This is a genomic window from Janthinobacterium sp. GW822-FHT07H10 (genome assembly GCF_058798675.1).
This window is the reverse complement of sequence record NZ_JBXAKS010000028.1, coordinates 1-15,226: the sequence shown is the minus strand read 5'-3', so window position 1 is coordinate 15,226 and position 15,226 is coordinate 1. Positions and strand designations below refer to the sequence as shown.

At 64.3% G+C, this 15,226-nt stretch carries 11 protein-coding genes and 1 tRNA gene; 5 read left to right on the top strand and 7 right to left on the bottom strand.

Features of this window, described 5'->3' with window-relative positions; genetic code table 11:
• Positions 1–268: 268 nt before the first annotated feature.
• Positions 269–2,452, bottom strand: a complete 2,184-nt coding sequence (locus AC1RDJ_RS28145) for a heparinase II/III domain-containing protein (protein WP_493029418.1) — start codon at positions 2,450–2,452, stop codon at positions 269–271.
• Positions 2,453–2,689: 237 nt separating this feature from the next.
• A tRNA-Leu gene (locus AC1RDJ_RS28140) sits at positions 2,690–2,774 on the bottom strand.
• Between the two features lie 410 nt (positions 2,775–3,184).
• Here AC1RDJ_RS28140 and rnr point away from each other — a divergent pair.
• From rnr to AC1RDJ_RS28115, 5 genes are all read left to right on the top strand, one after another.
• A complete protein-coding gene (rnr, locus tag AC1RDJ_RS28135; RefSeq protein WP_493029417.1) occupies positions 3,185–5,722 on the top strand; it encodes a ribonuclease R in 2,538 nt (845 codons plus the stop codon).
• Between the two features lie 14 nt (positions 5,723–5,736).
• Entirely contained in the window at positions 5,737–6,480 is a 744-nt protein-coding gene (rlmB, locus tag AC1RDJ_RS28130) for a 23S rRNA (guanosine(2251)-2'-O)-methyltransferase RlmB (protein ID WP_071324394.1), read from the top strand.
• Positions 6,481–6,683: 203 nt separating this feature from the next.
• Positions 6,684–7,433, top strand: a complete 750-nt coding sequence (gene cysE / locus AC1RDJ_RS28125) for a serine O-acetyltransferase (RefSeq protein WP_071324393.1) — start codon at positions 6,684–6,686, stop codon at positions 7,431–7,433.
• 10 nt (positions 7,434–7,443) lie between these two features.
• The gene (locus AC1RDJ_RS28120) at positions 7,444–8,142 is read left to right on the top strand and encodes a YceH family protein (protein ID WP_071324392.1); all 699 of its coding nucleotides are present in this window, start codon (positions 7,444–7,446) and stop codon (positions 8,140–8,142) included.
• Positions 8,143–8,155: 13 nt separating this feature from the next.
• Positions 8,156–8,659, top strand: a complete 504-nt coding sequence (locus AC1RDJ_RS28115; protein WP_071324391.1) for a DUF2199 domain-containing protein — start codon at positions 8,156–8,158, stop codon at positions 8,657–8,659.
• Between the two features lie 65 nt (positions 8,660–8,724).
• Here AC1RDJ_RS28115 and AC1RDJ_RS28110 read toward each other — a convergent pair whose 3' ends face one another.
• The 5 genes from AC1RDJ_RS28110 to AC1RDJ_RS28090 form a co-directional block, all read right to left on the bottom strand.
• Positions 8,725–9,873: a GGDEF domain-containing protein gene (locus tag AC1RDJ_RS28110; RefSeq protein ID WP_493029414.1), complete on the bottom strand. Its 1,149-nt coding sequence runs from the start codon at positions 9,871–9,873 to the stop codon at positions 8,725–8,727.
• Positions 9,874–10,126: 253 nt separating this feature from the next.
• Positions 10,127–11,296, bottom strand: a complete 1,170-nt coding sequence (locus AC1RDJ_RS28105) for an HlyD family type I secretion periplasmic adaptor subunit (RefSeq protein WP_071324389.1) — start codon at positions 11,294–11,296, stop codon at positions 10,127–10,129.
• The gene (locus tag AC1RDJ_RS28100) at positions 11,293–13,440 is read right to left on the bottom strand and encodes an ATP-binding cassette domain-containing protein (protein WP_493029412.1); all 2,148 of its coding nucleotides are present in this window, start codon (positions 13,438–13,440) and stop codon (positions 11,293–11,295) included. Before AC1RDJ_RS28100 ends, AC1RDJ_RS28105 begins: the two co-directional genes overlap by 4 nt.
• A 28-nt stretch (positions 13,441–13,468) precedes the next feature.
• Positions 13,469–14,692, bottom strand: coding sequence for a TolC family protein (locus tag AC1RDJ_RS28095; RefSeq protein ID WP_071324388.1), 1,224 nt, complete (start codon positions 14,690–14,692; stop codon positions 13,469–13,471).
• 215 nt (positions 14,693–14,907) lie between these two features.
• The coding region (locus AC1RDJ_RS28090) for a hypothetical protein (RefSeq protein ID WP_493029410.1) at positions 14,908–15,226 on the bottom strand (319 nt) is incomplete at its 5' end.

The following is a 15,226-nucleotide window of genomic DNA, read 5'->3' as shown; positions in this document are numbered from 1 at the left end:
CGAAGGGACTCGAACCCCTACACCCGAAGGCACATGGACCTGAACCATGCGCGTCTACCAATTCCGCCACGTGGGCATTGTTACTGCTTGCTGCTAGTCGCTGCGTGTTCTGCAGCGAGGACAAAATCATAAGGGCTGGCGCGCATTCGGTCAATCTACATTTTGCACTTTTCTTCAAGAAATACCTTTTTCACTTGAAAAAAGGCATTTCCCTATGAAAGAGGGGATAATTCTGCCTGTTTTTTAAGCAAAAACAGGCCTTTGCCGCTTATTGCGGCAGGGTGATGGTTTGCGTGCCTATCTGCAGCAAGCGTCCGCCAGGCACCAGCTGCAAGGAGATGGGCACCGATTTGCAGCCGACATCGAGCACGATCAGGAACTCCGCCGTCATGGCCGGGGTCGTCTTGATATAGGCGGCATGCTGCTGGCTGGCTTCCAGGGGCGGATTGGGGGCGCTAAAGCCGGACAATTGCTCCTCGTCCGGCCGTAGTGATTGCAGGCACAGCGAAGCCGTGCCATTTTCTATGCTGGCCCGGCCATTCGGATACAGGTACAAGGTATTGAGCGCATGGATATTCCACTCGAAAGTGCGGGCTGTGGCGGAGTTCAGCTTGTCGCGCACCACCACCACGTCGTTCAGGCGCGAATACCATACCTGACGCCTGGCCAGGCTCAAGTCGTTGCTGTAGGCGGCGCTGGCATCGCCTTCCACATAGTCGAGGTCTGTCGCGTGCGTGAATGTCGTGATCTTGCCGTTTTTGTAGCGCATCTCGTAATGGCCTTCGATGAACTGGCCTTTGCCGCCATCAAATGTGATGGCGTTGTGCGCACGCGACTGGCGGTACCAGCTTTTCGAGAGCGGCGATGCATAGTAATCCTGGTAGCCGGCTTCGATCAGGAGTGGCTTGCCGCCGCTGTTGATGACCAGGCTGTTTTGATCGCCGTGGCTGTGATTGAAGGCGCCAAACGGGCTCGACTTGAAGTAGACGGAAGTGCGGGCCGGGTTGCTCATGTCGCTGTGCATGGCAGCCCAGCCGATGCTGGGAAAGAGCATGGCGTTGGGTGGCGCCTCGGGCGCGACCGTGTCGGCGGGAAGCGGGTAGGGTGCTTGCAGCAGGGTAATGGGATTTTCCTGCGCGCCTGGCTGGCTGCTGTACCAGGCCGCCGCCGGCGTGGCTTGCCGTGCCACATACGCCTTCAGGAGCGCCGGGTCCGGCTTGCTTTCATGGACATCGCCGAAGACATGGCGCGGTGCGTTCGGTGGAATGAACTGCATGAAATAATCGGAAAATCCCGCGGCCCAGGGTTTGTTGAACAGGCTGACGCCAGTGGCTTCGGCCAGCGGTTGCCATAATTGCAGTTGCATGTCGGTGGTGTACTGGCCATACGCCGAGCCATTGGCAAAGCCGCCTTCCGGACCGCTCCAGACGTGGACGATATGCATGTACGAGCGCACGGCGAAGTCGAACCAGGCTTGTGCTTCCGGCCTGGCGTCGAGCAGCAAGGTTGAGGTGGCGGCAAGGTAGCCGAGTGCCTCGACGCCGTGCGAGTCCATGGGGGATTGATCCAGGCGCCCGCCGGCGGCGGACAGATCCGCATAAATGGGTGTCAGCCGTTGCGCGGCGACCGACAGCCAGCGGCTGCGGCGTGGCAGGTCCAGCTCCAGCCACAGGAAATCGGCGCCCTTGGCGAGTACCAGGGCAATCATGCGCGCCACCTGATCCTGGGCTTTATAGCTGGTGGGTCCATCCGGACTCAGCGCGGCCAGCTGGTCGCCGCGCACTATGGCTTCGTCCAGATACCTGCGTTCCTGTGTCAGGCGAAATAGCAGGGCGGCCGCCTCCATTTGCCGGATCACGGCGCCGGCGGCATTGGCGATGCGGCCATACTGGCCGCCATCGTTGGGCGTGGTCCACAGGCCATCGTTGACGCTGGCCACGGCGGTGGTATTCAGATTGACTTCGCTGACGAGCCGGTTCAGGAAGGGGCGCCGTTTGCCATCCATGGCGGCATCCCAGGCGCTGGCTTGCGCAAATGAGGCTGGCAACTGGCGGGGGCGCGGATGGGCCCGCACGGTGCTCGCCAGCTCGGACGATTCGGGAACGACAAAATTGCGTGAATTGCTGTCGATGGTAAACGGGCGCTTGTCGGACCAGTCGGGGGATGTGGCGCGTGGGCTCACGCGCCATTCATACTGGCCGGGAGGCAGTGCGCTCGATGGCAGCAGGAAGTTGCGCGAGACGGTGTAGCTGCTCGCGGCGCCGCCAACCGGCGCAATCTCCACGACATATTGTGCGGGATAACTGCCATGGCGCGGCCAGGCGAAGGACGGCGGATTTTGCACCTGCAATTGCACCTGTTCCGGCGCCGGCTTGACGATTTCCGGGCTGCTGGAGCGGGTGCTCACCCAGTCCGCCGCCGGGCTGGCGCCAGCGCCGAGGCTCAATGCCATAAAGCTGCCGAGAAGAATTCGTTGGTGTTTGCGGGGCCTGCATGTCATGACTTATCTCCAAAATGCCGTTGCCGGCCACGCGTGATGCGTGGCATGGGGAGATGTCAATATACTATCAAATGGATGGGGGGAAGTTTCTTTTTGATAATTAACTGCCTGGCCGCCGATGTCGTGGCTGCGACCATGAAAAAAGCCGCAAACTCGTGAAAGTTTGCGGCTTTTTTGCGAATTAGGTAATGGTGCCCACGAAGGGACTCGAACCCCTACACCCGAAGGCACATGGACCTGAACCATGCGCGTCTACCAATTCCGCCACGTGGGCACTGATGCTGCTGACTTACTACTTTTTACTGCTCGAGTATTTGTTGCAAAACAACTTACAACAACAATTCTGCTATTATAGCGACTTGAAGAGTTTTGCGCCAGATGAGCTTTCGCTCCATACTGCACATCAACCCTGTACCGCTTTCCTGCAACTGCATTCCCGTGAAGGTTTGTCGCTGCAAGAGACCGGGATTATAGAGCAATATTTGCCGAAGTCAAATGCATTGCGCAGCTTTTCTCCTTTTTTTCATCGGCGGGGTACTTGTACGGTTTCCGCTACGCTGTCCGTTAGGCAAACCAAGGCGTCGTCCGGTACACTACCGGACATCACCGCGTCAATATTGACGGTGATGTCATCGGTCTTTGTTCTCCGTTTGATCACTGTCAATACCAACTATAGAAATACTTTTGAGCCAAAATACCCACACCATCCCCAGCCGGGAGGACATTCTCGGCATATTCCGCAGCGTCAACGCGCCTCTCGATCCGCAGTCTCTCGGGAAAACGCTGCAAGTGCATGCCGATTCCATGGATGTCCTGGTCCGTCGCCTGAAGGCGATGGAGCGCGACGGCCAGCTCAAGTCTGATGCCGGCGGCGTGTTCGCGCTGGCCGACCAGAGCGCGCTCGTCGCCGGTCGCGTCACCAGCCACCGCGATGGATTCGGTTTCGTCATTCCCGACGACGCCAGCGCCGACCTGTTCCTGCCTGAGAAAGAAATGCAGAAAGTACTGCATGGCGACAAGGTCATGGCCCGCATCGTCGGCACCGACCGCCGCGGCCGTCCGGAAGGCACGATCGTGGAAGTCACGCAGCGCGCCAATACCCACGTCATCGGCCGCCTGATCCAGGAAAACGGCACCTGGGTCGTGGCGCCGGAAGACCAGCGCATCGGCCAGGACATTTTAGTGACCGGTTCGCTGGGCAAGGCGAAGGCCGGCCAGATCGTCAGCGTCGAGCTGACCGAGCAGCCGATGCGCTTCAAGCAGCCCGTCGGCAAGATCGTCGAAGTGCTCGGCGCCCTGGACGACCCCGGCATGGAAATCGAGATTGCCGTGCGTAAATTCAACGTGCCGCACATCTTTTCCGCCGCCGCCCTCAAGCAAGCTGAAAAACTGCCGTTCGAAGTGCGTGCCGCCGACCTGAAAGACCGTGTCGACCTGCGCGACGTGCCCTTGGTCACCATCGACGGCGAAGACGCGCGCGATTTCGACGATGCCGTGTATTGCGAGCCCGTCAAGATCGGCCGCGCCAACTGCTTCCGCCTGATCGTCGCCATCGCCGACGTCAGCCATTACGTGAAACCGAACGACGCGCTCGATGCCGACGCGCTCGAACGCAGCACGTCCGTCTACTTCCCGCGCCGCGTGATCCCGATGCTGCCGGAAAAGCTGTCGAATGGCCTGTGCTCGCTGAACCCGGCCGTCGACCGCCTGACCCTCGTCTGCGACGCCGTCGTCAGCGACAAGGGCGAATTGAAGGCGTACCAGTTCTACCCGGCCGTCATCCATTCGGCCGCGCGCTTGACGTATGACGAAGTGGCCGCCGTACTGGGCAACACCAAGGGTCCGGAAGCGGCACGCCGCGCCGACATCCTGCCGCATTTGCAGAACCTGGAAGCCGTCTACCGCGCCTTGCTGAAGGCGCGCACGGAGCGGGGCGCCATCGATTTCGAGACGACGGAAACGTATATCGTCTGCAATAGCGCCGGCAAGATCGAAAAGATCATTCCGCGCACGCGCAACGAAGCGCACAAGATCATCGAAGAGTGCATGCTGGCGGCCAACGTCTGCGCGGCCGATTTATTGCTGCGCAACAAGCACCCAGGCACCTACCGCATCCACGCCAGCCCGACCAAGGAAAAGCTCACGCAAGTGCGCACCTTCCTCAAGCAGGTCGGCCTGAACCTGACGGGCGGCGACACGCCATCGGCATCGGATTACCAGACCTTGATGCAGCAGATCAAGATGCGTCCCGACGCGGCCCTGCTGCAAACGATGCTGCTGCGCTCGATGCAGCAAGCCGTCTACAGCCCGGACAATATCGGCCACTTCGGCCTGGCGTACGAGGCGTATGCCCACTTCACCAGCCCGATCCGCCGCTATCCCGACCTGCTGACGCACCGCGCCATCAAGGCCATCTTGCAAGGCAAGAAATACGAGCCGAAGCTGTCGGACAAGACCGTGCTGAACACGAACGTGTCGAACGCCACGCGCAAGCAGCAGGCGAAGGACAAGGCCGAAGGCAAGCCGAAGAAGACGGATCTGACCATCTGGGATGCGCTGGGCGTGCATTGCTCGGCCAACGAGCGCCGCGCCGATGAAGCGTCGCGCGACGTCGAAGCATGGCTCAAGTGCTACTTCATGCAGGACAAGCTGGGCGAGGAATTCACCGGCACGATCACTGGCGTGACCACGTTTGGCGTGTTCGTGCAACTCGACACCCTGTTCGTCGAAGGCCTGGTGCACGTTACCGAACTGGGCACCGACTACTTCCAGTACGACGATGCGCGCCACGAACTGCGCGGCGAACGCACGGGCAAGCGTTATCAATTGACGGACCGCCTGACGGTGCAAGTGGCAAGAGTCGACCTGGAAACGCGCAAGATCGACCTGCGTTTGGTTACCGATGCGGAACTGGCGGGCGAAGAAGCACCAGCCAAGCCGAACGGCAGCGGCAAGCGCAAGGGCGAAAAGAAATCCATGGTCAAGCCCGGTCCTGCGACCGAGCAGCGCCATGAGATCAAGACCAGCGTCAAGGCTGGCCATGGCAGCAATGGCGCCAAGCCTGCAGGCAAGGCGCAAGCCAAGGCCGCACCGAAGGCAGCAGCTCCCAAGGCCGCGCCCAAGGGCGAGCCGAAGCGCAGCAAGAAACCAGCCGCGGCACCCGCCGCGGCGGCACCACGTGCAGCAAAAACTGTATCAAAATCAAGCAAGAACAAGCGATAAGCGATAGATAGATAATGAAGAATAAAATGATTTTCGGCTTCCACGCCGTCACCTCGCGCCTGCGTCATGAAGCGTCGTCCGTGGAAGAAATTTTTGTCGATGCCAGCCGTGTTGACGGCCGCATGAAGGATATGATCGCCGCCGCCAAGTCGGCCGGCGTGCGCGTCATGCCCGTCGACTCGTCGCGCCTCGACAAGATCGTCGGCACGCGCCGCCACCAGGGCGTGATCGCGTTTGCCTCGCAACTGTCGCTGGCGCGTAACCTCGACGAATTGCTGGACGCCATCGATGGCCCGCCGCTGCTGTTGATTCTCGACGGCATCACCGACCCGCACAACCTGGGTGCCTGCCTGCGCGTGGCCGACGGTGTCGGCGCGCATGCCGTCATCGTGCCGAAGGACCGCGCCGTGGGCCTCAACGCCACGGCCGCCAAGGTCGCCAGCGGCGCCGCCGAAACCGTCCCGTACATCACCGTGACCAACCTGGCGCGCACCATGCGCGAATTGAAGGACCGCGGCATCTGGCTGATCGGCACGTCGGACGACGGCGAAAAAGGCTTGTACGAAGCCGATTTCACGGGCCCGACGGCTCTCGTCATGGGTTCCGAAGGCGAAGGCATGCGCCGCTTGACGCGCGACACCTGCGACATGCTCGTCAGCATCCCGATGTTCGGCTCCGTCGAGAGTTTGAACGTGTCGGTCGCCTCGGGCGTCTGTCTGTACGAAGCCCGCCGCCAGCGCATCGCGAAAGAAGGCTAAAAAACGTCCAGGGCGGCGTTGCATTGCCGCGCCGTACTTGCGTACTGTCTTCGGCAATGCGCCTTGCCCTGACCGTTTTGTAGCGCTTCCCTGACAAGCCGCCGCCCTCGAGGCGGCGCTTGTTTATCTGCCTCTCCGGCAGCACGCCGCCGAATACGCTACCATTTAGCGTCTTGTCTCTTACCCATTCAGAAATCCGTCTTATGTTCCACCACCTGCGCGAAGATATCAACAGCATCATTGAACGTGACCCCGCCGCCCGCAATGGCTGGGAGGTGCTGACCTGTTATCCGGGCTTGCACGCCATCGTCATGCATGGCTGGGCGCACTGGTGCTGGACGCGGCGCATGAAGTGGGTGGGGCGCTTCATCTCGTACCTCGGCCGCATCATCACGGGCATCGAAATCCACCCGGGCGCCACCATCGGCCGCCGCGTCTTCATCGACCACGGCTTCGGCGTGGTGATCGGCGAGACGGCCATCGTCGGCGACGACTGCACCATCTACCAGGGGGTCACTTTGGGCGGCACCTCGCTGCATAGCGGCAGCAAGCGCCATCCGACCCTCGAGCGCGGCGTCATCGTCGGCGCCGGCGCGCAAGTGCTGGGCAGCTTCACGGTGGGCGAGTACGCCAAGGTGGGCTCGAACGCCGTGCTGCTGAAACCCGTGCCGGCCGGCGGCACGGCCGTCGGCAACCCCGCGCACATCGTGCAAAAGGATGTCAACGCCTTGCGCGAAGGCAGCACGGCGCACCTGTTCGCCGCGTACGGCGTCACGCCGAACGGCGACGATCCGCTGTCGAAGGCGCTGCAAGGCCTGATCACGCACGCAGTGGCGCAGGAACAGCGCATCGAAACCATCCTCGCCACCCTGAAGGCGGCGGGCATTTGCTGCCAGGGCGTGCCGGAATGTGATAAATTTGATTCGGAACAAATGAACAAACTGGTCGATTAAGGATTTATGCATGAATACTGATGTGACGGCAGCTGACAAGAGCAGCGACAATCCCAATCTGCTCGACCCGTTCGAGATCCGCGTGCTGGCCGTGCTGGCCGAGAAGGAAGCGCTGACGCCGGACAGCTATCCGCTGTCGCTCAATGCCCTGACCAACGGCTGCAACCAGTTGTCCAGCCGCGACCCCGTCATGGCCCTGACCGAGGAAACCGTGTACGACGTGCTGCAGCGCCTGATGCAGCGCAAGTTCGTCAACGGCATCACGCAGGCGGGCGCCAGAGTCGCCAAGTATGAACACCGCATGCGCATCAAATGGTCGCTGGAACAGGACAAGCTGGCCATCCTGACGATCCTGATGCTGCGCGGCTTGCAGACGGCCGGCGAAATCCGCAGCCGCAGCGGCCGCGTGCATGATTTCAAATCCGTCGCCGAGGTGGAGTCCGGCCTGCAATTTTTGATCGACAAATACCCGCCGCTGGTGGCGAAACTGGCCGTCGCGCCTGGCGCCAAGGAACCGCGCTACGGTCACTTGCTGGGCGGCGAGGAAGCGCTGGCCCGCGACGAGACGGCCGCCGGCTACGCGGGCGCCGTCAGCGCGCCGCAGCAGGGCAGCCGTGTGGCCCAGCTGGAACAGGAAGTGCTGCAGTTGCGCAGCGATTTCGATGGCCTGGCGGCGCAGTTCGAGGCATTCCGCAAGCAGTTCGAATAAGGGCCCTGCACGCGTGACTTTTTCCTTTTTGTGCCGTTCCTGCGGCGAGACCCACACGGGCATGCCCAGCTTCGGCGCGGACGCGCCATGGCTGTACGAGCAGATGGCGCCGGCCGAACGGGCGGCGCGCTGCCAGCTCGACAGCGACGCCTGCATCGTCGACGAGGAGCACTGCTTCGTGCGCGCCACCATCGACATCCCCGTGCATGGCCACGATGAACCGTTCAGCTGGGGCGTGTGGGTATCGCTGAGCGGCGACAGTTTCGACGCCTGGGACGCCTGCTTCAACGACGCGAAACGTGCCCACATCGGTCCCTTCTTCGGCTGGCTCAGCACGCCGCTCTGCGTATACCCCGATACCCTGAACCTGAAAACCCGCGTCCACCTGCGCGACGATGGCGTGCGTCCCTCCATCGAGCTGGAACCGACGGAGCACCCGCTGGCCGTCGAGCAGCGCGACGGCATCACGGTCGAGCGCGTGGCCGAGCTGTATGCGCGGCTGATGCACGGCGGCTGAGGGCCTCGGCTCGTCGGAGTGCGCCTCTGTCGTTGCGGCCGACAAGCTGGAAACGCCGCCTGGCATCAGGCTGCCCGCACCACCCGCACGCTGTTGCGCCCGTCGCGCTTTGACGCGTACAAGGCGGCGTCGCCCAGTTCCAGCAGCGCCTCCAGGCCCGCTGGCGGCCGCTCGAACAGCGTGCCGCCCACGCTCAGGGTGACCGCCTTGGGCGTGAAAAATGCCTGCTGCGCCATCTGTCCGAACAAGCCGCGCAAGGCGTTGCCCAGCGTGATCACGCTGTCGCTGCTGGCGCCGCGCAGCAGGATCACGAACTCATCCCCGCCCAGCCTGGCGGCAAGCGCGCCCTGCGGCAGCGTATTGCAGATCATTTCACTGAGGGCCACCAGCAATTTGTCGCCGGCGCTGTGGCCGTGCAGGTCGTTGACCTGCTTGAAGTTGTCGATATCGATCAGCAGCAAGGCACCGGGACTGTGCGGCGTAGCCTGTGCCAGCAGGCCGGGCGCGCGCTGCTCCAGGGCGCGGCGGTTGTACAGGGCGGTGAGGGGATCGCGCGCGGCCAGCTGCTCGATGCGTTCTTCGCGGCGGTGGCGTTCCGTGCCGGTCATGGACAAGGCGATCAGCATGATCGCCATGGCACCTTCCACCAGAGAAACCTGGATGACCTCGCCACGGAAGGCAGCCAGGTCGACAAAGGTATCGAGCGCAACGATGGATGCGGCCTTGGCAAAATAAAAGAGGCCATGCAGCAGCAGGACGTAGCGCAGCTGCACGGCGCCCACGCTCAGGGAAACGCCATGGGGGCGCAGCAGGAAGCTGGCGCGCAGGCTGATGCCGGCAATGAGCAGCGATTGGATGACGAACATCACCTTGGACCACCATGCCGCGCCGGGCACCAGCAGCATGGCCAGCCAGGCAAAGCCCAGCAGATACCACGCGCGCGACAGGCGCATGTTCGTGAACCTGGCGACGCCTGCCAGGAACAGCCAGTGGGCGGCGATCAGCAAGCCGTTGGCAAACCAGATCCCGATCAGCAGGTAGCCGCTGGTGCGCAGCAGGGCCAGGACGCAGCCGACGGTGATGACGGCGAACCCCGCGCTCCAGAACAGCAGCGATTTTTCGCGCACGCCGCGCCACTCCACGGCCAGGTAAAGCGCGGCGGCGGCGGCCAGCGCGGTCGAGAGGATGAGGATGGTGGAGGGATCGAGTGCCATGAATCAGGAGGGACGTGAGATTGCCCGGATAAACCGATGAAGGGAGGGACGCTATTTTAGCGCCCTCCCAGGCAAGTTTGGCTCATCTTTGTTAACCAAAAGTACCGAATATGTGTTGCCATCCAGAATCAGTGACCGCGACTTGCCACTCGGTACTGGCCACGACATGGCCGTTGCAGCAGGTAGCCGGACGGGGGAGGCTGGCGAGGCCGGCCGCTGCCTGGAGCCAGCCTTGCCCAGCTTACGCGCTGCTTCACCTTTCCCCCATGGACTCGGAAAACGTCTTGGTGATCGGTTTGGTCAGGTAGCGCAGTACCGTCTTGCGGCCCGTGTTGATTTCCACGGTGGCCGTCATGCCGGGCTGGATCAAAATCGGTTCGCCGTTCTTGCCGATCAGCTTGCGCCCGCTCGTCTTGATCTGCACGCGATAATAGGGCTGCTCGTTGCCCTTGTTGTCCTCGCTCAAGGTATCGGCGCTGATGTAGCTGACGGTGCCGCGCAGGCGGCCGTAGATGCCGTAGTCGTAGGCGTCCAGCTTCACGGCCGTGGGCAGGCCGGGCTTGATGAAGGCGATGTCGGCCGGTTTCACTTTCGCTTCGATGATCAGGTCGTCGTCGGTGGGCACGATCTGCAGGATTTCCTCGCCCGGCTTGGCCACGCCGCCCAGCGTGGTGAGGCGCACATTGCGCACGATGCCGTCGGTGGGCGCGTAAATGTCGGTCGAACCCAGCTGCTCCTTGCGCTGGGTCACGGTCTGCAGCACGCCGGCCAGGTCTTCCTGGGCTTTCACCATGTCCGTCTGGCTATCCTGCAGATACTTGTTGCGCCGGTTGGTGATCTGCGCCTGGATGTCGACCACCTGGCGCCGGAGCTTGAGCACCTCGGCGCGGCTGACGTCGCCCGTTTCCAGCAGCGGCAAGTTCATTTCCAGCTCTTCCTTGATCAGCTTCATGGCGCTTTCCAGCGCGCTCACTTCCGCCTGCACGGCGCCCTGGCGCTTGCTGAACAGGGCCAGCTGGTTGGCGCGAAATTCCGGGAACGCCTGCAATTCGGGCGGAAATTTCGGTGCGCCGCCAAATACTTCCGCCTGCAGCCGCGCCACGGCTGCCTTCAGGCCGGCCGCCTTGGCCGTGCTTTCCAGGTAGCTCGTCTCGGCCCGCGTGCGGTCGAAGCGGGCCAGCAGTTCGCCCTTTTTCACGATGCTGCCTTCGTGCACGCGCAGCTCGGCCAGCACGCCGCCGTCGGCCACCTGGATGATCTGGTTGCGCGAGCTGGCGATCACCTGGCCGTTGGCGCGCGTGACCTGGTCCAGCTCCGCCCACGAGGCCCAGGCGATGACGCCCGCCAGCGCCGCCGCGCAGCTCCAGATCAGCAGCCGGCCCCGTTTGGCTTCTTCCCGCGTTTCGACTTTGGCCAGTTTCATGCGACGGCTCCTTGCGCTGCCGCCGGCTGGACCACCGGCGCGGGCGCGGAAGCGGGAACCGCTTGCGGCTTGCCCGACAGCTTGGCCAGGACAACGTCGCGCGGGCCATCGAGCAGCACGCGTCCCGCCTGCAGCACCACCAGCCGGTCGAGCAGGGGCAGCAGGGCGTTCTTGTGCGTGGTGGCGACCATGGTCACGCCTTCGGCCGCCAGTTCGCCCAGCAGGCCGACGATGCGCGCCTCCGTCTTCGCATCCATGGCGCCCGTCGGCTCGTCCAGCAGCCAGATGCGTGGCCTGGCCAGCAGCAGGCGCGTGACGGCGATCAGCTGGCGCTGGCCGCCGGACACGCCGCGCCCGCCTTCCGTGATGGCCAGCGCCAGTCCGCGCGGCTGGCCCAGTATCAGCTCGATCAAGCCCGTGCGCCTGGCCGCCGCCAGGATGGCTTCCTCGCCCGGGTCCGCCAGGCCCAGCAGCAGGTTGTCGCGCAGGGTGCCGCTGAACAGCCGCGTTTCCTGCGGCAGGTAGCCGACCATTTCGCGCACCACGGGCGGCGCCAGCAGCGCCATGTCGACGTCGCCCAGGTAGGCCTTGCCTTCGGCCGGCTGGTACAGGCCCGAAGCCAGTTTCAGCAGGGTGCTCTTGCCCGAGCCGATGGCGCCCACCAGGCCCACCCGTTCGCCGGGACGGATGGCGAGGTTGTCCACTTCCAGCGCCACCTTTTGCGCGCCGCCGTAGGTAAAGCGGATGCGCTCGAAGCGCAGGCCCGTATCGAGGCTGCGCGGCGTCAGCGCGAACTGCGCGTTATCCGCTTCATTGGGCAGGCTGATGACCTGTTCCAGGCCGTCGATCGAAGCGCGCGCATGCGCCCATTGCACCATCACGGCGGGCAGCTGCACGATGGGCATCAGCGCGCGGTTGCTGATGATGGTGCAGGCCATCAGGGCGCCCATGGTCATCTGGTTTTCGGCGACGAACCAGGCGCCCATGGAAATGAGGGCGACGTTGGTCAGCTGCTGGAAGGCGGCCGTGATGTTTTGCGACAGGGCCGCATAGTCGCGGATATTCTGCTCCGCGTGGCTGGTCTCGGCCACCAGCTCGGCCCAGCGCGCCTGCATCATCCATTCGGCGCTGCTGCCTTTCAGCGTCTCGACGCCGTCGACGGCTTCCACCAGCAAGCCGGCCTTGCGGTTGCTGGCGTTGAGGTTCTTGCGCGTGTGGTTCTGGATGGCGCGCTGGAACATCAGGCCGCACACGAGGGCCAGCGGCAGCGCCACCAGCGGCACCACCACCAGCCAGCCGCCGATGATGGTGATCATGGCGAGGAAGATCAGGGCGAAGGGCACGTCCGTCAGCACGAACAGCGACGTCGACGTCAGCACGCCGCGCACCATCTCGAACCCCTTCACCTGCGCCGCCAGGGTGCCGACGGAAGCGGGGCGCGCCTCCATGCGGATGCCCAGCATGCGCTGGAAGAACCACTCGGACAATTCGTGGTCGACGTCATTGCACGAGTGGTCGACGATGCGGCTGCGCACCTGCTTGAGGATGAATTCGAGGCCGATCGACAGCGCCACGCCGACCACCAGCACCCACAGGGTGCTGAAGCTCTGGTTGGGGATCACGCGGTCGTACACCTGCATGGAAAACAGCGAGGTGGCCATGGTCAGCAGGGTCACCAGCGCCGTGGCCAGCACGGCGTCGACAAACACGCTCTTTTTCAGCCACAGCGCATTGCGCACGAGGCCCAGGGCGCCGGGGCGGGCCGCGCTTTTTTCCGCGCGCCGCGGCAGTCCCACGCAGGCCAGGCCGGCCAGCGAGGCCAGTTGCAAGGGGCGCCCGTCGATGCCTTCGCCACTCCAGGCGCCATCGGCGCCGCGCGCTTGCAGCAAGCCCCAGCCCGTGCTGGCGCTGTAGACGGCGAACGGCAGTTCGCCCGGCGTCGGTTCGTGCAGCAGGCGCGCCGCGCCTTCCAGCCCGGCCGCCTGCCAGACGGTGGTGAGGGCCACGCCGGGGCCGGCGTCGTCGTTTATGTCATCGAGCTGGCGCTGCAAGTCGGCCAGGCGGGCGGCGGCCAGGTGCTGTCCCGTCAGGCGCGCGGCGCGCTCGGTGAGCGTCAGCAAGCCATGTTTGATGGAGGTATCCACGCTGTCTCCTGTTTGCATGATGTCGGTGTCAATTCGCGCGCGCCGTGCCGGCCGGCGCCGTGCGTCCGGCCAGGGTGCCCGTCTGCGCGGCCAGGCGCAGGCTGGCGGCGATCGCCTGCGCGCGCGTGTCTTCCAGTGAAAATTGCGCCTGCGTTGCTTCGCGCACGGCGTTGAGCACGTCGTTCCAGCTCTTGCGGCCGATCACGTACTGGCGCGCATACGATTCGAATACCTGCGTCGAGGTGGTGCTGGCCTCGCCCGCGTTGCCCAGGCGCTGGCGGCTCGCTTCGGCCTCGTTCCAGTCGAGGGTGAAGCGTTCGCGCACCTCGCGCTCGGCCACGTCGTGCGCCGCGCGCGCGCCTTCGCGCCGGGCCACGGCGGCATCCACGCCGGCCTTCGCCGACAGGCCGGCGCCCGGCTGCGCCTGCAGCACCAGCATGGCGCGCGTGCGGTTGTCGGCGTTGATGCCGCCCGTGGGTTTTTCCATGCGCAGCACGACTTTCGGCATGTAGGCCGAGCGCTGCATGGTGATTTCCGAGTCGGCCGCCTGCGCTTCGAAATCGAGGCGCTGCAGGGTGGGCGAGTAGGCGATGGCCTGGCGCATGACGCGCTCCAGGCTGGCGTCGGGCAGCGGTTCGCCCACGCCGACCCCGGTGGCGCTGACGAGGCGCACGGGCTTGCCGGCCAGCTGCGACAGCTGCGCCAGCGCGTTCTCCAGCGCCTGGCGCGCGCTCGACACGTCGTTGGCCGCCTGGTAGGCGCGCGACTCGGCCAGGCGCTGGTCCGTTTGCGAACTGACCGACTGCGCCACGCGGCGCTTGATCATGTCCAGCAGGCGCTGGTGCTCGGCCAGCCCCGTTTCGGCCGAGCGCACGCGCGCCGTCTGGCGCAGCGCTTCCGTGTAGGCGGCGATCACGCGCAGCGACAGGCTCAGGCGTTCTTCCTCAATGGCCGCGCCGGCCGCATCGACCCGGCTGCCGGCCGCGTCGATGCCGGCGTCGATGCGCCCGCCGCTCCACAACGGCTGCTCGATGCGCACCACGCCGCCTGTTTCCTGCGAACCGGTGGGGACTTCGGCCGACAGGCTGGGAAAGCGCTGCCATTGGGCGCCATCGAGGTCGGCCCGCGCGGCCGCCTGCGCCGAGCGTTTGCCCTGTACGGCCGGATGGCTTTGCAGCGCCTGCTGCAAGACCTGGTCGAAATTCCATGCCGTACTGCTCTGGGCGCTGGCATCTGGTGCGGCCGTTGCCATGGCCACGGCCGCCAGTACGGCCGCGATGCAGGGCAGGATGCCGGGCCAGAGGGCCCGGCGGAGGGGTATTGCTGGGAAACTGCGTGATCTCATCCCGTGTTTTTCCGGCCGTGCGGCCTGCAGATCTGCATTCGGTATCACTGGATAGCGGGAGTGCGGCGGCAGAACCGCCGCGCTCCCGTACCCGTTTCAGCTAGCCTTGCATGGCGATGGCTTCAGACATGGAAATTGGCCGCCGTCAATTGCGTGATATTCACGCCGCTCAGCAGCACCAGCGCCGTGTCGATGGCATTGGCGCTACTCAGGTCGCTCGAGTGATACACCGTCACGGCACCGCTGTTCTGCGCATCGGCGATGACGATGTAGCCCTGGCCCGACAGCACGCTGCTGTCGGCCGCGATGGCGCTGGCCGCCGCGCCGATCGACACGGATGTGCCGTCGAAGATGAACAGGTTGTCGTTGCCAAAGTCCGTGCTCAGGTTGACGCCCACCGCAACCGAGGCCGTCAGGTGGGCGATGGCCGACATGTCGATG